This is a genomic window from Thermoanaerobacterium butyriciformans (assembly GCF_017874545.1).
GTDB lineage: Bacteria > Bacillota > Thermoanaerobacteria > Thermoanaerobacterales > Thermoanaerobacteraceae > Thermoanaerobacterium > Thermoanaerobacterium butyriciformans.
The window spans coordinates 1-23,547 of record NZ_JAGGLT010000023.1 but is presented as its reverse complement, the minus strand read 5'-3'; the positions used below and the strand labels follow the sequence as shown (position 1 = coordinate 23,547).

20 protein-coding genes are annotated in these 23,547 nt (G+C 35.7%); 18 read left to right on the top strand and 2 right to left on the bottom strand.

What is annotated here, in order from left to right:
• Positions 1–298: 298 nt before the first annotated feature.
• Together glmS and J2Z80_RS10165 are read left to right on the top strand one after the other, a co-directional pair.
• Positions 299–2,125 (top strand): glutamine--fructose-6-phosphate transaminase (isomerizing), encoded by a 1,827-nt coding sequence (gene glmS / locus J2Z80_RS10170; protein WP_209454291.1) that lies wholly within the window; start codon positions 299–301, stop codon positions 2,123–2,125.
• Between the two features lie 387 nt (positions 2,126–2,512).
• The gene (locus tag J2Z80_RS10165; protein ID WP_209454290.1) at positions 2,513–3,115 is read left to right on the top strand and encodes a hypothetical protein; all 603 of its coding nucleotides are present in this window, start codon (positions 2,513–2,515) and stop codon (positions 3,113–3,115) included.
• Between the two features lie 213 nt (positions 3,116–3,328).
• On the opposite strand, the gene J2Z80_RS15425 is transcribed toward J2Z80_RS10165, so the two are convergent.
• Both J2Z80_RS15425 and J2Z80_RS15420 read right to left on the bottom strand, forming a co-directional pair.
• A complete protein-coding gene (locus J2Z80_RS15425; RefSeq protein ID WP_209454289.1) occupies positions 3,329–3,490 on the bottom strand; it encodes an ATP-binding protein in 162 nt (53 codons plus the stop codon).
• Positions 3,491–3,528: 38 nt separating this feature from the next.
• Positions 3,529–3,675 (bottom strand): hypothetical protein, encoded by a 147-nt coding sequence (locus J2Z80_RS15420; protein ID WP_284698244.1) that lies wholly within the window; start codon positions 3,673–3,675, stop codon positions 3,529–3,531.
• A gap of 193 nt (positions 3,676–3,868) precedes the next feature.
• Here J2Z80_RS15420 and J2Z80_RS10150 point away from each other — a divergent pair, with 193 nt between their 5' ends.
• The 16 genes from J2Z80_RS10150 to J2Z80_RS10075 all read left to right on the top strand — a co-directional run bounded on the left by J2Z80_RS10150 (position 3,869) and on the right by J2Z80_RS10075 (position 23,463).
• On the top strand, positions 3,869–4,027 hold the full coding sequence (locus J2Z80_RS10150; protein ID WP_155812164.1) for a hypothetical protein: 159 nt from the start codon (positions 3,869–3,871) through the stop codon (positions 4,025–4,027).
• 90 nt (positions 4,028–4,117) lie between these two features.
• On the top strand, positions 4,118–4,723 hold the full coding sequence (locus J2Z80_RS10145; protein WP_150201261.1) for a DUF1819 family protein: 606 nt from the start codon (positions 4,118–4,120) through the stop codon (positions 4,721–4,723).
• Positions 4,724–5,308: a DUF1788 domain-containing protein gene (locus J2Z80_RS10140; protein WP_150201260.1), complete on the top strand. Its 585-nt coding sequence runs from the start codon at positions 4,724–4,726 to the stop codon at positions 5,306–5,308.
• A 21-nt stretch (positions 5,309–5,329) separates the two neighbouring features.
• Positions 5,330–8,890 carry a BREX system P-loop protein BrxC gene (gene brxC, locus J2Z80_RS10135; protein ID WP_209454287.1) on the top strand — a complete coding sequence of 1,187 codons (3,561 nt, stop codon included), beginning with the start codon at positions 5,330–5,332 and terminating at the stop codon, positions 8,888–8,890.
• Positions 8,891–8,904: 14 nt separating this feature from the next.
• Positions 8,905–12,498 (top strand): BREX-1 system adenine-specific DNA-methyltransferase PglX, encoded by a 3,594-nt coding sequence (gene pglX, locus J2Z80_RS10130; RefSeq protein ID WP_209454286.1) that lies wholly within the window; start codon positions 8,905–8,907, stop codon positions 12,496–12,498.
• A gap of 18 nt (positions 12,499–12,516) precedes the next feature.
• Positions 12,517–15,078: a BREX-1 system phosphatase PglZ type A gene (gene pglZ / locus J2Z80_RS10125; RefSeq protein ID WP_209454285.1), complete on the top strand. Its 2,562-nt coding sequence runs from the start codon at positions 12,517–12,519 to the stop codon at positions 15,076–15,078.
• Positions 15,079–15,092: 14 nt separating this feature from the next.
• Positions 15,093–17,123, top strand: coding sequence for a protease Lon-related BREX system protein BrxL (gene brxL / locus J2Z80_RS10120; RefSeq protein WP_209454284.1), 2,031 nt, complete (start codon positions 15,093–15,095; stop codon positions 17,121–17,123).
• A gap of 98 nt (positions 17,124–17,221) precedes the next feature.
• Positions 17,222–18,232 (top strand): PDDEXK family nuclease, encoded by a 1,011-nt coding sequence (locus J2Z80_RS10115; protein ID WP_209454283.1) that lies wholly within the window; start codon positions 17,222–17,224, stop codon positions 18,230–18,232.
• 111 nt (positions 18,233–18,343) lie between these two features.
• Positions 18,344–19,222, top strand: coding sequence for an ADP-ribosylglycohydrolase family protein (locus J2Z80_RS10110; RefSeq protein ID WP_209454282.1), 879 nt, complete (start codon positions 18,344–18,346; stop codon positions 19,220–19,222).
• Positions 19,156–19,404 carry a hypothetical protein gene (locus J2Z80_RS10105; RefSeq protein WP_209454320.1) on the top strand — a complete coding sequence of 83 codons (249 nt, stop codon included), beginning with the start codon at positions 19,156–19,158 and terminating at the stop codon, positions 19,402–19,404. The genes J2Z80_RS10110 and J2Z80_RS10105 overlap by 67 nt, the downstream gene beginning before the upstream one ends.
• Before the next feature lie 327 nt (positions 19,405–19,731).
• A complete protein-coding gene (locus J2Z80_RS10100) occupies positions 19,732–20,121 on the top strand; it encodes a helix-turn-helix domain-containing protein (protein ID WP_209454281.1) in 390 nt (129 codons plus the stop codon).
• Positions 20,115–20,915: an ImmA/IrrE family metallo-endopeptidase gene (locus J2Z80_RS10095; protein ID WP_349292597.1), complete on the top strand. Its 801-nt coding sequence runs from the start codon at positions 20,115–20,117 to the stop codon at positions 20,913–20,915. Before J2Z80_RS10100 ends, J2Z80_RS10095 begins: the two co-directional genes overlap by 7 nt.
• A gap of 1 nt (position 20,916) precedes the next feature.
• Entirely contained in the window at positions 20,917–21,372 is a 456-nt protein-coding gene (locus tag J2Z80_RS10090) for a PIN domain-containing protein (protein WP_209454280.1), read from the top strand.
• Positions 21,373–21,971: 599 nt separating this feature from the next.
• Entirely contained in the window at positions 21,972–22,178 is a 207-nt protein-coding gene (locus J2Z80_RS10085) for a hypothetical protein (RefSeq protein ID WP_209454279.1), read from the top strand.
• Positions 22,171–23,118: an ATP-grasp domain-containing protein gene (locus J2Z80_RS15290; RefSeq protein ID WP_209454278.1), complete on the top strand. Its 948-nt coding sequence runs from the start codon at positions 22,171–22,173 to the stop codon at positions 23,116–23,118. Before J2Z80_RS10085 ends, J2Z80_RS15290 begins: the two co-directional genes overlap by 8 nt.
• Positions 23,119–23,463: a hypothetical protein gene (locus tag J2Z80_RS10075; RefSeq protein ID WP_209454277.1), complete on the top strand. Its 345-nt coding sequence runs from the start codon at positions 23,119–23,121 to the stop codon at positions 23,461–23,463. It begins immediately after the preceding gene.
• The last annotated feature ends 84 nt before the right edge of the window (positions 23,464–23,547 follow it).

The window sequence follows — 23,547 nt, the reverse complement described above, 5'->3', positions numbered from 1 at the left end:
GGAGGTATAATTTACTTCCTGATTAATATAAATTTAAATATGCTTTTAAGGATTGACAAAATCATAAGACTATGAATGTTGAAAAGGGGGAATGCCAATGAAACACACAACTGAATAGAAGCGCCTGGGCTTAGAGGAAACTCTAAGTTGACGAGGACAGGGTTTATCGAGTTATCGGCGGATGCCCTGCGGTCTCCTGCGATCGATAAAAAACCGGGAAAACCATGGGTGACCATTGGCATAGAGCGGTTTAAGCAGGGAAAACTAAATATAAAAATATTGAGAGGAGATTTTTACTATGTGTGGAATTGTTGGATATATTGGTGATGAACAGGCGACACCAATATTGATTGAAGGACTTAAAAAGCTTGAGTACAGGGGGTATGATTCTGCCGGCATAGCTGTCATAAACGATGGCAATATAAATATAAAAAAGGCAAAAGGCAGAATAAGTGAACTAGAAGAAACGCTTAAAAAAAACAATCTTTATGGTTCCATAGGAATAGGTCATACTAGATGGGCAACACATGGAGAACCATCTGATATAAATTCACATCCACATTTGTCACAGTCTGGGGTAATTGCCGTTGTTCATAACGGTATAATAGAAAATTACCTGCCATTAAAGAAAAGGCTGATAGAAGAGGGTTATACATTTAAATCAGAGACTGATACAGAAGTTGTTGCAAATCTTCTTGAGTACTATTACAAGGGAGATATAGTAGAGGCTGTTATGAAAGTCCTCGATAGGATAGAAGGATCTTATGCGCTTGGCGTACTCTCAAAAGACTATCCAGATATGATAGTTGCTGCAAGAAAGGATGCTCCACTTATAGTTGGCCTGGGAGATGGTGAAAACTTTATTGCATCAGATGTACCAGCCATATTGAAACATACGAGAAAAGTGTACTTCCTTGATGATAAAGAAATTGCGATAATTAAGAAAGACAGTGTCAAGATAATAGATGCATTTGGCAAAGATGTGCAGAAATCTGTATTTGAGGTAAAATGGGACGTTGAGTCAGCAGAAAAGGGCGGATATGAGCATTTCATGTTGAAAGAAATTCACGAACAGCCCAATGCCATAAAAGACACATTAAGAGGTAGGATAGTAAATGATGGTGAAATTGTATTAGACAAGGTGAAAATAACAAAGGATGAGATTGACAAGATAGAGAAAATATTTATTGTTGCGTGTGGAACTGCATATCATGCAGGTGTTGTTGGGAAATATGCCATAGAGAAATTTGCAAGAATACCTGTTGAAGTAGATATAGCTTCAGAATTTAGATATAGAGAACCAATTATAAACGAAAGAACATTGACAATAGTAGTAAGCCAGTCAGGTGAAACAGCAGATACGATTGCGGCACTTAAAGAGGCTAAAAAGCATAATTCCAGAGTAATAGCAATCACAAACGTTGTTGGAAGCTCTATATCGAGAGAAGCAGACGATGTAATTTATACTTGGGCAGGACCTGAAATTGCCGTTGCATCTACAAAAGCGTACACGACACAGTTAGTAGCCTTATACCTCATTGCATTAGATTTGGCATTGAAGAAGGGAACAATTGAAAAAGAATATGCAAAACAAATCTGCGATGAATTAAAGAAACTTCCTGAGAAGGCAGAACGCATATTAAATTACAAAGACGAGCTTCAAGAATTTGCATCAAATCATTTTAATACGAAAGACGTATTCTATTTGGGAAGAGGTCTTGACTACGCTGTTGCTATGGAAGGATCTTTAAAGCTTAAAGAAATATCATATATACACTCAGAAGCATACGCAGCAGGTGAATTAAAACATGGAACATTAGCATTGATCGAAAATGGCACATTAGTCATTGCATTAGCAACACAGGAACATCTTTTTGAAAAGATGCTCAGCAATATAAGAGAAGTAACAACAAGAGGCGGTTACGTGCTTGCATTTGCAATGGAAGGAAATAAGCAATTAGAAGGAATCGTCGAGAAAGTCATATATTTACCGAAGACGATGGAAGAAGTAGCTCCAATAATCACAGTAATACCGCTGCAGCTTTTAGCATACTATATGGCAGTTGAAAAAGGATGCGATGTTGATAAACCTCGTAACCTTGCAAAAAGCGTAACCGTAGAATAAAACATGGGATGGCTCTAATGTACTTGTCTATTTGAAATAAACTTCGCAGTAACTTGAAAGTTCTTCCGTGGACGAGGATAGGTTTAAGGGAAAAGGTATAAAGGTAAAGACTCAAAAGCATTGAAAGAAAAAGGGTAGAGAGGATTTTAGATAAACAAAATCCAAACTCTGCCCTTTCTTTATTATTTTTTCACGGAACAACTTTATTTCAAAGTCTGGAAGTGTGAGAAAAAGAATGTACAAAATTATATTGTAATGGTGTTTATATTAATAAGTACTAAATTATCATTTATAATAAGAGTTAAAAAAAATAATGGTTATTTCGATATTTAAGTTAAATAATTTTTATGTTAAGTATAAAACTATTATTAGAGGGAGCAATTGAAAGTGAGTAAAGAAGAAATAATCGAAACATTAAAAACAGAGTATAAGGACATATATCTTCCAACGAAAGAGTTGCCTAAACCATATTACGAAAAAATTCAAGAAGTTAAGGTTATTGTTTTGGGTTGTGACCCAAGTAATAAAGAAGGTAAATTATTCAATACGGTTTTTGGACTTGATGAGAGCTTAAAATATTTTGAGAGCGTTAATAAAAATTTGGGCGAAATTAAGTTGTGTAAATCTGATATATATGCGCAAAATTTATGTCAAAATTACTTCAAAAAAGAAACGTATGAAAATAAGAAATATTGGTTAGAAATTGCTAATAGATTATGGATTCCTTATCTGAAAGATGAATTAGATGCATTATTTTCAAGGGATATTCCAGTTCTTGCAACTTCTGAAATTATACTTAGAAGTTTATGTTATCCAGAATATTATGTCGGAAATGATAACGAATATTACTACAAAAATGTTAAATATATAAAAGAACATGAAAACAAATTAGGAAGAAGGATTTTTCCGTTTTTTAGACATTATAAATACTCCTTGAAAAATTGGAGAGAATATGCTGATTTTATTAAAAGTGTCATACAACTGTTATAATTGTATACAGAAAATAAACTCTGCTTAACAATAATAAAGTTGACTCTATGATAATAAAGTTCATTCCAAAACCCCGTAGTAAATGCAGAATAACACCTGATTTGCTGCGGGGGTTGCTTTTGGTGGGGGAGATGGCTAAGGTATAAGGGCTAAGTTATTATATTTTTCAATATATCCTTGTACAAAAAGTGGAATATAATTTTGTACAATGTACTAAGATGTATTCGAAGAACTGTTAAAATATTCAATTTTTGACTTTAATCTATATGAAGATCTTTTTATTGATATAATATATGAATGATGAAGTAATCTATCCAATATTACATTAGCTATTGTTGCTGATCCAGATACCTCTGCCCAATTAGAAAAGGGCATATTAGCTGTAATAATAGTACTTATGCTTTTCATACCTTTTAGATTAGCTGAAAAGATATATTTGAAGCATCTGTGCCTATTGGTAAATACCATATTTTGTCTATTATTAACACTTTGTACTTTGAAAAATATTTTAATCGAATCTCTAAACGGTTTTCTGTTAATGCCTTTTTTAATTGAGACATTAATTCTTGAAAATGAATGAAATAGGTAGAATATCTGTGCTTAGCACATTTATGTAAATGAAACCAATTATAATGGAAAAGGTACTTATGAAAATAGAATTTAATGTATAATGGTAATAGAATACGATTAAGAAATGATAGAACATTATGTGGAAAAGTATTACCATATTTTAATTTGGGGAGGAAAAATAAAATGGATAATGGGATAATGAATAAATGCTGCTGTGGCAGCAAATCTCAATCAACATATAAAATAGAAAATGACAATACATGTCCTGTGTGTAAAACATCAGGAATCAAAGTAAAAAATATTACGGTAAAGCATAATTATAGTACACTTTGCAGGTTATAGGCATATTACAATTTTACCATTTAATCTGTACAAAATTTATTTTAATGATATAATGATAGTATAAAAAGTGGACCAGAAAGAAGGAAAAGTATGGCTAATGAGTTAGAATATAAATCCACAATTAAATCAAGACCGTTTCTTTTTAAGGAAACAAAAAAGGCTGCAGAACTTATAAATAAAGGGCTTAAGGAATTTGAGATAAAAAATAAAGCGAAAAACGATAACATATTTCAGGTGAATACAGAAACAAGAAGAAGTGAAATTGCGTCAACTGTGATGCGAAGGTTAAAGGCACTCGATGATTTTTTGATTGATAAATTGGCAAATGGAGAAATCGATACGAGTAAACAAATAGTTGTCTATGCCATTATGAAAACAGACCGATTGTTCTTTGAATTTATGTATGAGGTGTTTAGAGAGAAGATACTGCTTCGGGATTTTACCTTGCAGGACAAGGATTTTAATATATTTTTTGACAGAAAAAAGGAACAAAGTGAAAGGGTGGCCTCATGGGATGATTATACCTTCTATAAGTTAAAGCAGGTATATATTCGCATCTTGTTTGAGGCTGGTTTTATAAAAAATCAAAAAAATGATAGAGAGATTACCAGGCCAATTGTTGAAGAGGATGTAGCATATCATCTTAAAGAAATTGGAGATACAAAATACCTTAATGCACTGACAGGGGAGATGTAAATGAAAACCATTTATGACAGGTTAGATGAAATAATGCAGCGTATAACGAAAGAGTCTTTCAGGGAAAATACAGGTCTCGGAAATGAAGTCGGGTATTACATATTCGATTATGAACCCAAATATGAAATGCTTGTTAGAGATTACGCGCAGTTTCTCAAACAAAAAATCAATGGGGGAAACTACGGCTTTACTATAAAAGAATTTGACCTGTATGAAATAATGCTGGAACTTCTTGAGACAAAAGGTTATCTTGAGAAGAACTTTAAGATGGAGCAGGATAAGGGAAGTGAGTTTGTATTTAACGCTACGAAAAAGGCATTAAGGCTTACAGAGAAGAACGACCTTATTATCCAGTATATCAGGGATAGGGTCAAAAAAGGCGACGTAGTATTTATCACTGGCGTGGGAAAGGTATGGCCGATTATCCGCTCGCATACGGTGCTAAATAATCTTCATCAGGTTTTGGATGAAGTTCCAGTAGTTATGTTCTTTCCAGGAGTATACGACGGACTTGAACTGGTGCTGTTTGAAGAAATAAAAGACGACAATTACTATAGAGCCTTCAAACTTGTAGAAAGATATTGATTTTTTAAGGGGGATGTACATATGCGTATAAAAGAAATGTTTTATAAACCAATAGACAGGGATATCAAGGGAGTTATTAAGGTTGGCCAGGGCGATGACAGCAATGTATACCAGGAGCTTGAAGAATATGTTGTCACAAGGGAACTGGCAAAGCACTTTAACGATTTTTTTGAAGCATATAAAAAGAGTATTGTAGGTACTACCGACAAAATGGGGGTATGGATTTCTGGATTTTTTGGAAGCGGTAAATCCCACTTTCTCAAAATACTCTCTTATCTCCTTGAAAACAAAGAAGTCAATGGAAAGAAGGCAATTGAATACTTCAAAGACAAAATCCAGGACAGTATGGTTCTGGCCGATATGAAATTGGCAGGGGATACGTCTGCCGATGTGATTCTCTTTAACATCGATTCCAAGAGCGATTCTGACTCTAAAGCCAACAAGGATGCCATTGTCAAAGTGTTCAATAAGGTATTTAACGAAATGCAGGGTTTTTGCGGTTCCATGCCGTGGATAGCAGACTTAGAGCGACAAATGGTAATGGATGGCGTTTATGAGGATTTTAAAAAAACATTCAAAGAAATATCGGGAAGAGAGTGGCAAGATGCAAGGGAAGATTTTTACTATGAGGAAGATGCCATTGTTGAAGCCCTTTCAAAGAGTACCAAAATGAGTATCGAGGCAGCGTGGAACTGGTATGCCAAAGCCGAGGAAAATTATACATTAAGCGTTGAGAAGTTTGCCAGAAGGGTAAGGGAGTATATTGAAAGGAAAGGAAAAAACCATCATGTTATTTTCCTGGTAGACGAAATCGGGCAATATATCGGAGATAACTCCCAGTTGATGCTCAATCTCCAAACCGTTGTTGAGGACCTGGGAACGGAATGCGGCGGCAAGGCCTGGGTCATTGTGACAAGCCAGCAGGATATTGACTCTGTTACAAAAGTAAAAGGCAATGACTTTTCAAAGATACAGGGTAGGTTTAATACTCGTTTAAGCCTTTCCAGCGCCAATGTTGATGAGGTAATCAGAAAAAGGATACTTCTTAAAAACGATGTGGCTAAGGATACATTAAAACTCCTTTATGAGAATAAAAATGCCATACTTAAAAACCTTATTACCTTTTCAGCAGACACTCCAGAGAAGAAGGTATATAGGGACAGTGAGGATTTTGTAGAATGTTATCCCTTTATTCCATACCAATTTAATCTTTTGCAGCAGGTATTGACTTCTATTAGGATACATGGTGCGTCAGGCAAGCATCTGGCAGAAGGTGAGCGTTCTATGATTAGTTCCTTCCAGGAATCTGCTATCAAATATATGAACCATGAAGAAGGAGCCCTCATACCTTTTTCAGCCTTTTATGACACCATTGAAGCCTTCCTTGATTCTAATATAAGGACGGTTATTATCCATGCTCAGGAGAACGGAAATCTGAATGACTTTGATGTAGAACTTTTGAAAGTTCTTTTTATGATTAAATATGTTAAGGAAATACCTGCGAATATAGAAAATCTGGCTACTCTCATGGTAAGCCATATTGACGAAGATAAGATAGACCTTAAAAAGAAAATAGAGGATTCTCTAAAGAGACTGATAAAGGAAACACTTGTTCAAAAAAATGGAGACCAATACATCTTTCTTACCCATGAGGAACAGGATATCAACAGAGAGATAAAGAATATCAATGTAGATTTGGGAGAAGTTATCCAGAAAGTTTCTGAAATCATCTTTGAAGAAATCTATACCGATAAAAAGTATAAATACTCCTCAAGATACAACTTTAGCTTTAACCAGGTTGTAGACGATAGATTTTTCAGGGGCAATCAGGGAAATGATATAGGCCTTAAAATTATAACCCCCTACTATGATACGGGAGTAGAACTTACAGATAATGAACTTAAACTAATGTCTGCAAGGGAAAACAACTTAATTGTTAAACTTCCCAATGATACCACTTTTCTCGACGAAATGGAGGAAGTATTGAAAATTGAAACCTTTCTGCGTAGAAAGGGAGGCACTTCACTTATTCAGAAGATTGAAGAAATCAAGGATAGAAAAAGAAGGGAACTGGTAGAACGTAAGGAGAGGGTAAAATTCCTTCTGACCGAAGCCATCAGAAATGCAGATATGTATGCCAATTCCCAGAGGCTTGAAATTAAGGAAAAGCATCCTGTTGATAGGATAAATGACGGCTTTAAGGTGCTTATTGAAGGGATTTATACGAAACTAGGCTATATTACCTATTTTACCACCACTAAGGACTTGTACGATATATTTGCCGATAATGAACAGATTGCATTAAATGGTGTGGAATCCCCAAATAAACTTGCCCTTGATGAAATGGCAGGCTATATAGAAAGAAATACTACAAGAAGTATACCTGTAACCATGAAAACAATCCTTGGCATATATGGAAAAGCCCCTTATGGATGGCTTGAGGAGGATATTGAATGGCTGGTTGCCAAACTATTTAAGGCACAGGAAGTGAAACTTCAATTAAACAGCCAGTACCTCGATGTTCAGGACAGGGAGATTGTCAAATACCTGACTAAGAGGGATTATGCCGACAGGCTCCTTATTGAAAAAAGGATAAAGGTACCTGCACACCAGATTAACAATGCCAGAGAACTGTGCAAGGAACTGTTCAATATTACTGCTGTCCCTTCTGATGAGGACGGATTCATGAAGAGGTTCAAAGACCTGGCAAGGGATGAAATTGCAAAGATAAATGAATTGCTAGTGTACTACAAACAGTCCAAATACCCTGGACAGGATATTCTCAAAGAGGGAAAAGAAGCTTTGGAGAAGATTTGTAAAATCCATGATTCAAAAGAGTTTTACGATGAACTTCAGAGAGAAAAGGATGTACTTTTAGACTATGCTGATGATTCCGTAGATGTTAAGAAGTTTTTTGGCAGCAACCAGAAGGAGTTCTTTGATAAGGCTGTCCACAAGATAAATGTGTACAACAGCAACAAGACCTATGTATTGGACAAGGAAGTCATAGACCTTATTGAACAGATGAAAAAGATTGTAGAAAGGAAGGAGCCGTATTCCGATATACATAAACTGCCAAGCCTTATAGATAAATTTGTAGCCAGGTTTACAGAACTTTTGGAAGAGGAGTGTAAGCCTGTAAGGCAGGTAATAGAGAGTGATTATAACAAGGTTCTTGAGGAATTGAACAAGTACGAATTCAAACCTGTACTTTTTGACAGGTTCAAAGGTAGATTTGATGACCTCTTAAGCAGACTGGACCACGCCAACAACTTCTATGAAGCCATAGCAATGAAAGAGGAAAGCGACAGGCTCAAGTTAAGGTGTTTTGATGAAATTGATGCGGAAATCACAAAAAGGAAGCCTGTCGAACCTCAAATAATACCTGAAGAACCAGGTAAGCCAACAGTTGTAAAAGATCCGCCAAAGCAGTATAAGAAAACAGTAAATATCAGTATTGCCAATATCCTGCATGGAGCAAAAAGCATTGAAAGTGAGTCGGACATAGAGGATGTTGTAAATGAAATAAGGTACAGGTTAAAAAGCGAGTTAAAAGATGGCGTCATTATTAAACTTGTATAAATGGAGGCAGTGACATGGATAAAACAGCAATAAAAAACTTTGCAGTATGGGCCAGAAAAAAACTTATTGAAGATATAAAGCAGAAGGCTTATGAGATAGGAATAACCGAGAAGGAGATTAAAGAACCTGAAATTACCACATCCGACACAATGATAATTGGAGACAGAACTTTGAACAAGGCGGAAATGGAACAAAGAAAGAGCCTTGTGTCGAGGATAAAAGGAAAGGGATTTAACAATGTGATAGAGGAGGTGGCATACACCTGGTTTAACAGAATTTTAGCCTTGCGTTTCATGGAAGTAAATGGGTACCTGCCTACAGGGGTAAGGGTATTGTCGTCGATTGAGCCAGGCAAAAAAGAACCTGATATTATTAAGGAAGCCCTTAATACTGACCTTGATTTGGATAGGGAACTGGTGTACAGGTTGCAGGATGCCAATGATACGGAAGGCTTATATAGGTATCTCCTTGTTAAGCAGTGTAATGCCTTAAATGAAATCCTTCTAGGACTTTTTGAAGAGATAGAGGATTATACAGAAATCCTGTTGCCTTCAAACCTGCTTGCTGAAGGTTCGGTCATAAGGCAACTGGTAGATAATATATCCGAGGAGGATTTTAAAGACCAGGTGGAAATCATCGGCTGGATGTATCAGTACTATATCTCCGAAAAAAAGGATGAAGTATTCGAAGGGCTGAAGAAGAATATAAAGATAACCAAGGAGAATATTCCTGCGGCTACCCAGTTGTTTACTCCTGATTGGATTGTCAGATATATGGTGGAAAACTCTCTGGGGAGGTTGTGGCTTGAAGGACATCCAAACGAAGAGTTGAAGAGTAAATGGAAGTATTACCTTGAGGAAGCAGAGCAGGAACCAGAAGTTCAAAAACAGTTGGAAGAAATACGGGCTAAAAGCAGGGATATAAAACCAGAGGACATCAAGGTGCTGGATCCTGCTATGGGCAGCGGGCACATTTTGGTCTATGCCTTTGATGTGCTTTACGATATTTACAAGAGTGCAGGGTACTCCGAGAGGGATATTCCAAGGCTTATTCTTGAAAACAATCTGTACGGACTGGATATAGACGACAGGGCGGCTCAACTTGCCTATTTTGCAGTCATGATGAAGGCCAGGAGCAAGAGCAGAAGGATATTCAGGGAGAAGGTAAACCTTAATATATGTTCTATACAGGAAAGCAACGGTATATCCAGAGAAGCACTGGAATTCTTTTTGAAGGGTGCCGATGAAAAGCTTAAGGCGGATGTGGAGTACTTGGTGAAGGTTTTTTACGATGCAAAGGAGTATGGGTCTATACTTGAGGTAAAGCCTGTTGATTTTGATGCTATTGAGAGAAGGATAGAGGAAATAAGGAATGGAGGAACAGGGGATTTATTTGAGTATCAATATAGGAATATAATCCTTGAGAAGATTCCAGCATTGGTTAAACAGGCAAGGATTATGAGCCAGAAGTATGATGTGGTAGTGACTAATCCACCATATATGGGCAGTGGTGGAATGAATGGAAAACTGGCAGACTTTTTAAAGAAAAAATATCCTGACAGTAAAAGTGACCTCTTTGCTGCTTTTATGGAAGTTCCGTATGTTAAACGAAATGGTATGTTAGCAATGATTAACCAGCACTCATGGATGTTTTTATCCAGTTTTGAAAAGTTAAGAGAAAAAATTATTTTAACCAAAACTATTATCAACATGCTTCATCTTGGTCCAAGGGCCTTTGAAGAAATTGGTGGTGAAGTAGTACAGTCGACTGCTTTTACTTTTAGAGATAGGTATACAAAAGGATACAAATCAGTTTATATAAGACTCGTTGACATAAAAGATGCACAGGAAAAAGAAAATGTGATGCTTTCGGCAAAAGATAATAATAAATTGTATTTTATTGCTGTATCAGATAATTTTAAAGCAATCCCAAGTATGCCAATTGCCTATTGGATAAGTGAAAATTTAATCAATTCTTTTAATAATAAAAAACTTTATGAATATGCTGATGTACAAGAAGGATTAAAAACTGGAGATAATGAATCATTTATTAGAAATTGGTATGAAATAAACAGTTTAGAGATTAACATTTTTGGCGGTAATAAGTGGGTGCATCATACAAAAGGAGGTGCTTATAGACGTTGGTATGGAAATAATGAAGATGTTTTGTTTTTCAAGAACAATGGTGAGAAATTAAGAAAGTTTGCTAAGTCATCTTTAACTGGGCAACTTAACTATTTTAAAGAGAATATAACATGGTCAAGAATAACGTCTGGAAAAAGTAGTTTCAGATATACTCCATGTGGTTCTATACCCAATATGGCAGGTTTAGCATTATATCCTCATGATAATATTTATTATTTCTTAGGGTTATTAAATAGTAAAGTTGTAAGTGAACTACTTTGGATTATAAATCCAACGCTCAACTATCCACCGGGTACTGTTGCAAAATTACCGATAACTATATCTAATATCTATAAGTCAAAAATTGATACCATTGTTGAGGAAAATATTTATGTTTCCAAAACCGACTGGGACTCTTTCGAGACTTCCTGGGATTTCGAAAAGCACCCGCTGCTCACACATAAGGGTAGTAGCACAAGTATAGAACAAGCCTTCAACAACTGGTCAGCCTTTGCAGAAAAACAGTTCAAACAACTTAAAGCCAATGAAGAGGAACTAAACCGTATATTCATCGAAATATACGGCCTGCAGGATGAACTTACACCAGAAGTTGAGGACAAAGATATAACCATAAGAAAAGCCGACAGAGTAAGGGACATCAAATCTTTCATATCCTATGCTGTAGGCTGCATGTTTGGAAGGTACTCTATTGATGCAGAAGGCCTTATTTACGCTGGCGGCGATTTTAAAGACAAGTGGAAGTGTGAGGACGGGCAGTGGAAAGTAAGAAAGATAGTAAAAGATGAAGAAGGCAAAGTAGTCGAGGATACGTGGGTCGATGCTGCCTTTGCACCTGATATGGATAATATTCTGCCAATTACCGATGACGAATACTTTGAGGATGATATTGTAAGCAGGTTTGTGCAGTTCCTCAAGGTAACATTTGGTGAAGATACTCTGGAAGAAAACCTGGACTACATTGCCGATACACTAGGAAGAAAGCCCTCTGAGACTGCAAGGCAGGCTATAAGAAGATACTTCCTCAAGGATTTTTACAAGGACCATGTGCAGGTATACCAGAAAAAGCCTATCTACTGGCTCTTTGATTCTGGTAAGCAGGATGGCTTTAAGGCACTCATTTACATGCACCGATATGATGAGTTTACTGTGGCCAGGGTGAGGACTGACTACCTGCATAAACTGCAGAAATCCTATGAAGCAGAGATTAAGAGGCTGGATATTATCATTGACTCCAATGTCTCTCAGAAGGAAAAAGCTAATGCACGAAAGAAAAAGGAGAAGATACTCAAGCAAATGGAAGAGTGCTTGCAATATGACCAGGTAATCGCCCATGTTGCAAACCAGAGAATAAAGATAGACTTAGATGACGGGGTAAGTGTAAACTATGCTAAATTCCAGGGGATTGAGATACCTCAGGGAGAAGGCAGAAAGCCATTGAAGGCGGACTTGCTGGCGAAAATATAGAGAAAAGAGTGTGATATTATGCATTTAGCTCAGATAAAAACGCTTCTTGAAGATACGTTTAGTAAGGAATTAAGCGAAGGCAAGAAACGCCATATCGTTTTCTGGTATGACGATGATGGGGAATTCAAGGAAGATATAGATGAACTAAATCTTGAAAATGCAAAGATAATTAAATTAAGTAAAAACAACTATTTCTACGTGAAGTATCAATTAGAGAAGGTGGATACAAATTCCAACTACCTTCTCTATGCTCCCTTTGAGAAACCGTCCCCAAAAGAGAACTACTTATTGGATGTATTAAAATATAGTATGGAATTTTCTACCGACAAGGCTGCTGTCATCATGAGAGACTTGAATATTTCAGATGATAGTTTAAAAATCGTGTTTAGAAAATATATAAAATTCTTTAACAACAAAGACAGATACAAGATTTTTAAAGGATATGAAATAGAAAGGTATACAGAGGAAACAGTGGATGTGGCTGTTCTGTCGGCATTGTGCAGACTGCCTTATCCAGATTTTGATGAATGTTTAAGAGTACTTTTGATGGAAGAAGATTTAAAAAACAACAAGTACATCGAGGCTATCGAAAAGTTTGGAAGATTAGACGTACTGTGGAAACTTGCTGATAAGTACTATGGATATAATGATAAGGAACCTACCCTCGAAAAACTGGCCGTATTCATGCTGGTTACAAATGTTGCATATTCCCTTAATGGTGAAATACCTGAAACATGGAGAAAATATGTTTCTTCAAGAAAGGCTGACTGTGTGGTATTTTTGAGCAACTTCATGAACCACTCTCTTTACTCCGCTTTCTATGACAGGTTGGCAAACAGTATGGAAGAGAAACTGAAAGTACGTGAATATATTGATAACTGGGAGATGGAGGACTATATCAACTGTGATACTTTCAGAGCCTTTGACGAAGCAATCATAAAGAAAATTAAAGAGCAACTGCTTATCAGTATAGGAGAATTTGAAAGGTACAGAGATATTATTCAGGCCAGGAGGACAAAGCACTGGTACAATTTGTTTAAATCTGAGTATGAGTGTATTTACTGGGCTATCGAGTTATTTGACTGCTGGAAAGATGTAAGTCAAGACATAAGGCAGTATACCCCTTTAGAGTTTATTAAAAAATATACAGAGCAGTATTATAGACTGGATACTGCCTACAGAAAATTCTATGCTTCTTTCGATAGGATACAAAACAAGGAACTGTTGATGGAATTAAAGGAGAAGGTTGAGAATACCTATGTCAACGGATACCTGAACATACTCTCCATCAAGTGGTCTGATAGTATGGAAACTTTAAATGGGAACTGGAAAATTCCTGGCATGGTTATGCAGAAAGATTTTTATAGTACCTACATAAAACCATTTGAAAGCCGTGGTGAAAGAGTATTTGTTGTTATTTCAGATGCGCTCCGTTATGAGGCTGCCAGGGAGTTTTGCGATATGCTCAATAAAGAAAGGAAAGGGTCTTGTGATATTGTATTCATGCAGGGCAGTATACCATCCAGTACTAACATTGGCATGGCAGCCCTTTTACCCCATAAGGCCATTACAATAGACGAGGATTATAAGGTATATGTGGACGGTATATCTTCAGAGGGAACGGATAACAGAAACAAAATTCTAAATAATTACAGTCAAGAATCCATAGCAATACAGTATGAGGATGTAATTGAGATGAAGCGGGATGACTTCCGCAAAACCTTCGGAGGAAAAGATTTAATCTATATTTACCACAACACCATCGATGCCAGAGGTGACCATGCTCAGACCGAAAGGGAAGTTTTTGATGCGGTAGAAGAAGCCTTTGAAGAATTAAAGGTGCTGATAAATAATCTTGTAAATAATGTTACGGCAACCAATATCATTATTACAGCCGACCACGGATTTATATATAAACGTGGAGATCTTATAGAAAGTGATAAGGTGGCAAAAGGTTCTATCGAAGATGCCTATGAAAATAGACGGTTTGTATTGAGTACAAAGCCTTTGGAGCTGGAAGGAACCTTAACCTTTAGCATGGAGTACTTACTTGGACCCGATACCAACCTTAACTTTATAACTCCAAGAGGAGTAAACAGGTTTAAAGTGCAGGGTGCTGGAGCCAACTATGTACATGGTGGTACATCCCTGCACGAGATTATTATTCCTGTAGTCATATTTAAGAATGGCAGGAGCAAGAGCAGTAAAAATGAAGTGAAGAAAGTTGATGTAAAACTCACAAGCATTACGAGGAAAATAACCAACACTATATCGTATTTGGAATTCTTCCAGACCGAGAAGATAGAGGATAAGCGTATACCATTGAGGCTCAAAGTGTATTTTATAGATGAAGATGGCAACCGCATATCCAATGAAAATATAATTATTGCCGATAGCAAGTCTGAAATTTATGAGGACAGAAGTTTCAGGGAGAAGTTTGTATTAAAGAACAGAAAGTATGATAAAACCAAGAAATATTATCTTATTATGGAAGATGAAGAGGAAACGATAGAAAAGATATATGATAAGATACCGTTTATTATTGATATAGCCATATCCAATGATGACTTTGGGTTTTGAGGTGAGGAGAGTATATGGATGAATTAAGCAAAAAACTAAATAAATATTTTGCTGGTAGGGTTGTAAGAAAGGACTTAACAAAAAAGATAAAAGAAGGAGCAAATGTACCCGTATATGTCCTTGAATACCTTTTGGGCATGTATTGTGCAACAGATGATGAAGAAGGTATAGCCGAAGGCGTTGAAACCGTAAAAAGGATTCTGGCTGAAAATTATGTGCGTCCCGATGAAGCAGAGAAGGTAAAATCTAAGATAAGGGAAATAGGAAAGTATACTGTTATTGATAAGGTCGGTGTAAAACTCAATGAAAAGAAGGACGTATACGAGGCCGAGTTTTCAAATTTGGGCATAAAGGGTGTGGCCATATCCCCGACATATGTAAAACAATACGAAAAACTCCTGTGTGGCGGCATATGGTGCATCATAAAGATGGACTACTATTATGATGAAGAGGCTAAAGGTGTAAGCCCATTCAACATCAGCAGCCTGACTCCTATCCAGATGCCCAATCTGGACATGGAGGAGATTTTCAACGGAAGAAAGTATTTTGCAAAAGATGAATGGATAGATATTCTGCTCAGGTCCATAGGGATGGAACCTACAAGATTCGAAAAAAATGTGAAGTGGCATCTTCTGGCGAGAATGATACCCCTGGTGGAGAACAATTACAATCTCTGCGAACTGGGTCCCAGGGGCACAGGCAAATCCCATGTTTATAAGGAGATTTCTCCAAACAGCATCTTGGTATCGGGAGGGCAGACGACGGTAGCAAACCTATTCTACAATATGGCTTCAAGACAAATAGGCCTTGTAGGACTTTGGGATTGTGTGGCTTTTGACGAGGTAGCAGGCATTACATTTAAAGATAAAGATGGAATTCAGATAATGAAGGATTACATGGCTTCGGGTTCCTTTGCCAGGGGGAAGGAAGAAAAGAATGCTTCTGCTTCAATGGTATTTGTGGGGAATATTAATCAAAGTGTAGATGTACTGCTAAAAACATCCCACCTCTTTGAACCGTTCCCTGAGGCAATGGCCAATGATACTGCATTTTTTGACAGGATGCATTATTACATACCTGGATGGGAGATACCCAAAATGCGTCCAGAATTCTTTACAGATGAATACGGTTTTATTACAGATTACGTATCAGAGTTTATGAGAGAGATGAGGAAGAGGTCATTCTCTGATGCATTGGATAAGTTCTTTAAACTGGGCAACAACTTAAATCAGAGAGATGTTATTGCAGTAAGAAAAACAGTTTCAGGGCTTGTAAAACTCATATATCCTAACGGTGAGTTTACAAGGGACGACATTGAAGAAATACTGCGTTATGCATTGGTAGGAAGAAGGCGTGTTAAAGAGCAGTTGAAAAAAATTGGCGGTATGGAGTTTTATGATGTCCACTTCTCATATATAGATAATGAAACAATGAATGAGGAATTTGTTTCGGTTCCCGAACAGGGCGGTGGCAAAATAATACCTGAAGGTATGGGAAAACCTGGGCACCTTTATACCGTTGCCAGAGGGAAATCAGGTATGATAGGGGTTTATAAGATTGAAACACAGGTTATATCAGGTACTGGTAAATTTGAAAGGACAGGCCTTGGTTCTGACAGAGAGGCAAAAGAAAGTATCGAGACAGCCTTCAGATACTTCAGGGCAAACAGTAAAAATGTAAGTGGAAGTATAAGTGTTACCACAAAGGATTATTTGATGCATGTACAGGATATACATGGAGTGGGCATGACATCTGAACTTGCATTGGCAGCCTTTGTTGCCCTATGTTCAGGGGCATTGGGTAAGCCGCCACAGAGCCAGTTGGTTGTTCTGGGTTCACTCAGCATAGGCGGCACAATTATTAAGGTTGAGGAATTGGCAAATGTGCTGCAGGTATGTTTTGATTCGGGTGCCAAGAGGGTGCTTCTTCCCATGGCATCTGCGGTGGATATTCCAACCGTTCCGCCTGAATTGTTTGCAAAGTTTCAGATTTCATTCTACCAGAGTCCAGAGGATGCTGTATTTAAGGCACTTGGGGTAGAGTAGTTTGAGTTTGTACCATGTTAGAATTATTTTTTATTTATTATACTAATAGAAAGTTTACAAAGAACTATCTGCCTGTATTGTGTAAGGAGTGAAAAAGGATGTTAATCCCGATAAGTATAGAAGAAAATAAAATTAATACTAGTGATATTGAGATTAGCAATTCTACTTTTAAAGATTTGAAGTTAAAGGAAGAGCATATAGAAGAGTTTCTCAGGAAAAATATTGAGGTTATATTCAGTGAAGAAGAAAGTCTTTTAATAGTAGGACAGCAAGTTAACAATAAAGAAAAAGGACGAAGTGATTTAACTGCAATAGATGAAAATGGCAATATTGTTCTTATAGAGATAAAAAGAGATGCTGATGATATAAAGAACAGAAAAGAAGCATTTGAATTCCAGGCAATTAGGTACGCAGCAAGTTATGCAAAAATAAAGTCACCAGATGTTTTAGTTAATAAAATATTCTCAAAATATATTGAAAAGCATAAAGACGAATTTGATTTGGGCGATTTAACACCTGCTGAGAAAGGGAAAAGAATAATAAATGACTTTCTAATAAGCAATAATTCTTTAAAAACCTTTAATCAAAAGCAAAGAATAATATTAATTTCGTCATCATTTGATACTCAAACATTATCTGCTGTGGCTTGGTTAATATCAAATAATGTTGATATCAGTTGCTTTAGTATTATGCCGTTAAAGATAAACAACCAGGTGTTTTTACAGGTTGATAGGATTCTTCCCCCTTCAAGCATAGAAGATTTCTATGTAGATATTGAGGATAATAAAGAAGTTGAAATGGGGAAAAACTCTACTGAAATTAGCAGGACCAATCTTCCCAGAATACCTAAATTGTTTGAATGGGGTTTGCTAAAAAAAGGTGATAAGTTGTATATAAGAAATCATGATAAGGAAACATCATTGGCTGAAGTTATTGACCAAACATTTGTTAATTATAAAGGCAACAAGATTACCTACAATCAGTGGGGCCAAGATGTAACGGGGTGGTCATCGATATGTATATACGAATGGGCAGTGAAGTTAGATTGTGATAAAACTTTAGACAGCCTAAGGCGGGAGAAACTTCAAGAGGCAGAGAGCAAAGAATAAATGCATGTATAAAAAGGTGAAATAAATGATTAAAGATGTTACAATTATATTATGGCTGAAAGTCAAAAATATTTGTAAATTGGACAAGTAAAGTGTTAGGAAGTGTGTTAAATGGATAGATATGAACGCATACTCGGAGGGCTTTTTGGTGTTGCTTGCGGAGATGCTCTCGGCGGAACGCTGGAATTCATGCCAAAGGATGAGATTGAAAGGAAATATGGATATCTAAAAGATATTATAGGTGGAGGCTGTTGGGATTTAGCACCTGGAGAAGTGACGGATGATACAATGATGACTATTGCTGTGGCAGAAGGCATCCTGGACAACCCGCAGAATCCTATTGAAGATATCGGAAAACACTTTATTGAATGGTATGATAGTAAACCCAAAGACATTGGCAACATTATCCGAATTGCACTTAGCGAGTATAAACGAAGCAATGACTGGATGAAAACTGCCTACTATGCTCATCAGGCAACAGGTGGTATGAGTGCTGGTAACGGTTCACTTATGAGGTGCTTGCCAGTTGCGTTATATTATAATGATGTTGAAAAAATGCTGGGGATAACTGCTTCTCAAAGTGTTCTTACCCATTATGACCAGAAAGCAACAGATGCCTGCCAGTTTTATAATCTGTTAGTTTACCAGTATCTAAATGATAAGGCTAAAATACCACCTATTAGGGAATATATTGAAAAGTATCCAGAATATAAGCAGGTATTCCAGTTATCAAAAGATGAATTGAAGCCAACGGGATATGTGTTTGATACCTTGATATGTGCATTATGGTGTTTTATTAACACTTCTTCCTTCGAGGATGCTGTATGTGAAGCAGCCAACCTTGGAGGAGATGCGGACACTATAGCAGCAATTACAGGAGGAATGGCTGGGGTGTACTATGGCTATGATGCTATTCCCGATAGGTGGAAGGAAAAGATATTGGTAAAAGACCAGTTAATTTCTATTGCACAACGGATTTTAAAAGGGTAATTCCGTCTACCAGCCCAGCAAAAGCCATACGATTCAAAGATAAGTTAGACCAGTGGAAGGTTGTTTTATCGTATTTAGGACTTATTGATAAGTATGGATTAAATGAGGAAAACATTTTAAAACAGTTGCATTCAATGAACATAGAAAAAGGAGCAGAGGATTTTGTTATTTATATACTATAACGACTCACATTCCACTCTGATTGGCGAAATTAAGGGCAATCAGGTAGTTTTAACTAAATATAATAAAAGCAATTGCTTTTAAAGAAATGGATAACTCAGATATTTTTGAATTTATCAAGGAACAAAGTGATTAGGATTAAAAAATAAGGCTTTGTGGATAGGGTTGTCTATCCTGCAAGGCCTTATTTTATTAGAATCTGGGTATCTCGGATTTTACTTTTTCCATGAAAATCCTTTATAAGTAATAAAATATTACATAAACACATAAAATATTGACACAAAACTAATATTGATGTAATATAATATTACAAAAAGGAGGGATTAAATATGTCAAAGGAGATTTCTATCGGACTAAAAATAAAGGCTGCTAGAGAGGCAAGGGGATTAAGCCAGATTGAGGTAGTAGAAAGACTTGCCGAAAAGGATATTAACATGAGCAGGGAAACATTGAGCAAAATAGAAAACGGCAACAGGATTGTGTCGGCCGTAGAGTTAAATGCTCTATGTAAGGTTTTAAATATAGATATAAACATTCTTTTTGAAGATGAAGAAGACGATGATTTAGTTACACTATTCAGGAAGAAAAATTTTTCAGAAAAGACGATTGAAGAAGTGGAGAAACTTCAGGATATGATAAAGATGTTTATTTACCAAAAGAAAATATATAATGGAGAGTTTAAACCACAAAAGAGAAAGCCACTGTGGGAGGAGTGTTAAAATTGCGAAAGAATAATTTGAATCTCCCAGAAGAATCTTTCAGACTGCAAATCAAAGATTTGGCAGAAGATGTGAGAATGAAATTTGCGAGGAAAGGGCTTTCTGATATATTTGATATTCTTTCAGAGGCTGCATTTTTAATAAGAAAGCCATTGGATACTGACGAGTTATCAGGATTTAGTACCTATTTTGAAGAGCAGTTTATTGTTTATTTAAACAGTAATTTTACTTTGGGACATGAACGCTATACTGGTGCTCATGAACTATACCATCTTATTTATAATGCTGACATCCTGAAAAAAGAAAAAATCCTTTTGGATGATGAAAAGCATAAAGCGGAAGATACGAAAGCGGATGTATTTGCTTCCGAATTTTTAATGCCTGAGGACTATGTGAAAGAAGTATTTTATAAAATTGTTAATGTAGATAAAAGTAATGTCTTGCCAAGGCATATCATTAGAATGCACAATTATTTTAAAGTAAGTTATAAGGCTATGTTAAAAAGGCTTATCCAACTTGATTTATGCTCTATTGACAAATATGAGGAACTTGTAGATATCTGTTCACTAGAGAAAACAGAGATGCTCCAATCTTTAACCAGACGGGAAGGTTACAGTATAGACTTGATAACTCCATCAAAAGAAACATATGTACCAAAAGAATATATCGAGTTTGTAAAAACCAACTACGAAAGAGGGAATATCTCGTACAAGAACATGAAAACCAGCCTTGAATTTATCGGACTTACTCCTGAACAATTCGGATATGAGTACCCCTTGGAAGAGGACTATTAACATGAGATATACAGGAGCCATATCTGATGCTGATATTCTAATTAATTTAGCTATGGTTAACAGGTTGGACATTTTAGAACTTTTATTTAAAGAAATCATCATTCCTCAATTTGTATATGATATTGAAATAAAGAAAAATGCAGGAAGATATTATGGTGTGATTAACGAAGCCCTTCATAAAGACGGGAGTATATTTAAGATAGTAGATAGGAAGAAAGATATATCTATAAACATACTTGCAAGAGATATCATCGAAGATAAGAAAAAGGTAATCGTCCCAGGAGAAAGTGAATGTGCAGGATATGCCCATGCATTGAGAATTCCAATAATAATATCAGATAATTACACTGAATTTAAATGGTTAGATGAGTTCGTTACCCTAACACACAATAATATTTTGGAGAGATTACAAAAAACGAAGCAGAAGATATTTTTAATAATATTAATAGCAAATTGACGCACCCAACTAAAGATAAATTTGAAGACCAATATGAGAAATCCATAAGAAGGTTTGAGAGAAACGGTTGGGAAGGATATTTGGGCATAAAAAGGCACGCATATGTAAAAAGGAATAAGGGTTAAAAGAATTAGGTTAGATGGAAGTAGTAATTGTTAGAATGTAATTGTGTTCTTCTTTAATATGTGCTACAATAGCGTTATTATTTAGGGAGTAGCAATATGACTAATATCCAAAATATAAGGTTCACTATACGCTTAATGGGAAGCAAATTGGGTATAAGGGGACTCATTTAAAGGCATTTGGATAGATGTCCTTTACCAAGCAGTATCTTGATTCTGTGAAGGAAAACGGGAGGGACTTTCGAAGGACAAAGTGGACTGTTCGGGAACTAAAAAACTAAGACGAAGTCCCGAAACCGTGGAAAGCATTAAGGGAGGCTGGAATTAAGGAGGAATTTTGTGAGGATATGTAGAATTATATATGGATAATAAAAATTTTGACGAAGGGTATCATTGCTGTTTCGAAAACATTTTTTACGGTGTTAGCGAAGAAAGTTATAAATTGAGTAAATTTTAAAATGAAAGAAGGGTTATATAGTGTCATATCATTTATTAATTAAAAAAGCATATAAATATCCACTACCAAAACAAGTACCTAATATGGATGGTTGTTATTATGATCACAAAAAAGGTTATTGGATTTCCAAAACCAATAACTTGCCAGTTATTTTGGATAAGAATTTTATAAAACCTAGGACAAAAAAAGAGGACAGAGAAACGGGGGAAGATCAAAAAGGTGAATGATGTTGAGCATTTAATAGTTTCTAACTCATTTGATTTTACATCAGATTACATATGTTATGAACTTCAACGTAGAGGACAAAAATATCTTCGAATTAACAGAGATAGATTTTCGGATTACTGTATATTTATTGATCTTTGCAAAGGTATTATGAATATATGCATAGGAAATAATGAGTACCAGGTAAAAGAATCATTTCTAAAATCAATATATTTTAGAGCACCTGTTTTTTTGAGAGACAGCTATAATCACTCATTGAGTTTAGCAGAACAATTGTATAGAAGCCAGTGGAGTTCTTTTATTAGGAACTTAATTTATTTTGAAGATATTCTATGGATGAATAATCCTGTTTCTACATATAAAGCTGAAAACAAAATTTTGCAATTAAAATATGCAAGCCAAATTGGTTTTGAAATACCACAAACATTTATAACAAATGAAGCAAAAATTCCAATTAAAGCTGAATCTAATTATATCGTTAAATCTTTGGATACAGCATTATTTAGAAAGGACGAGACAGAGTTATTTGTATTTTCTAATATTGTTAAAGGCAGTGAGATCCGAGAGTCTAATTTAATGGAAGCACCGATAATACTCCAAGAGTATATCTATCCCAAAATAGACTTAAGAGTCACTGTTATCGGAGAAAAAGTGCATGCCGTTAAAATTGTAAAAAATAACGAAGGTATTGAAGGTGACTGGAGAAAACACAAGGACGATGTACAGTTTATACCTTATGACTTGCCTAAAACTATTATTAATAGGTCAATAGAACTTGTAAAAAAGTTTAATTTGTCATTTGGCGCAATTGACCTGGTATATTGTAAGGGGAATTATTACTTTATCGAGATTAATCCTACAGGCGAATGGGCATGGTTAGTAGAAAATGCTAATCAAAGGATAGATATAGATATTGTTGATATGTTAACAAGAGGTGTATAAATGGTTGAATTAGTAAAAAAGATATTTCAAAAGATATTTCCTTTTGTAGCCAATGTACAAGATAATAATAAAATAAAAAACAAGTTGAACTTGCTCAGCAGCGTGAAAACAGATCTGGAATACATGAAAGAATATAATGCATTGTCCATTGATCAATTAAAGGATTTTTATAATGATACATTTGAGATAAAAAATAAACTTGAAGATAAAGCAAAAATAAATATAGTTGGTCTTACTATATCCATTTCTTTAATATTGGGGTTATCAAATTTAATTACAAAAATAAATGAAAGCTTTGGAATGAATTGGATAACTATAATTGTAATAATTCTTTCATTTTTATAATCATTCCTTTCGCTTCGCTCAAGGCACAAAACGTAATGAAATGTGCCACTTCGAGCTAATTTTGTTCTATAATTATGTCATAGG